Origin of the sequence: Nioella ostreopsis, from assembly GCF_004000255.1 — a bacterium.
In the GTDB taxonomy this organism is placed as follows: domain Bacteria; phylum Pseudomonadota; class Alphaproteobacteria; order Rhodobacterales; family Rhodobacteraceae; genus Nioella; species Nioella ostreopsis.
The window spans coordinates 1-502 of the sequence record NZ_RCIQ01000088.1 but is presented as its reverse complement, the minus strand read 5'-3'; the positions used below and the strand labels follow the sequence as shown (position 1 = coordinate 502).

Below are 502 nucleotides of genomic sequence, written 5' to 3'. Positions count from 1 at the left end.
ACCATGTCCCGCTTCATGGAGCGGCGGGGGCTGGAGGCCCGGCCTCACGGGTTCCGCTCCAGCTTCCGGACCTGGTGTGCGGAGGCGACCGAGGTACCGAGAGAAGTGGCTGAAACCTGCCTCGCGCATGTCGTTGGCGGAAGCGTAGAGCGGGCCTACCGCAGGACTGATTACCTTGAGCAGAGACGTGACCTGATGGAGCGCTGGGCGAACCATTCTGCCAACATCGACACGCTGGAGGGCCCCTGATGGCCAGAAAATGCTTCTGCTGGAGAATACGGCGCTATGGTGACGATGGGGCGCTTTCAGAGGACGCAATCGAAGAAATAGCAACACGGTTTCAGATAGCCCCCGAGGAGTTATCCAAGCTGTCGAAATATTTGGGGAGTCTGCTTGACCCGACTACCGGTTTCACCCTTCCCATGCCGGTGGATATGTTTAAGAAAACAGCGGCCTACCGAAAAGCTTCCAAAGCGCAAAGTTGTGTGAATCGTGCCATCGA

2 protein-coding genes are annotated in these 502 nt (G+C 58.0%); both read left to right on the top strand.

Annotated features, from left to right (window positions below):
• On the top strand, positions 1-249 hold a 249-nt coding region (locus EP237_RS22920; RefSeq protein ID WP_420812542.1), incomplete at its 5' end, for a tyrosine-type recombinase/integrase.
• On the top strand, positions 249-502 hold a 254-nt coding region (locus tag EP237_RS23395), incomplete at its 3' end, for a hypothetical protein (RefSeq protein ID WP_206052360.1). The genes EP237_RS22920 and EP237_RS23395, both read left to right, overlap by 1 nt.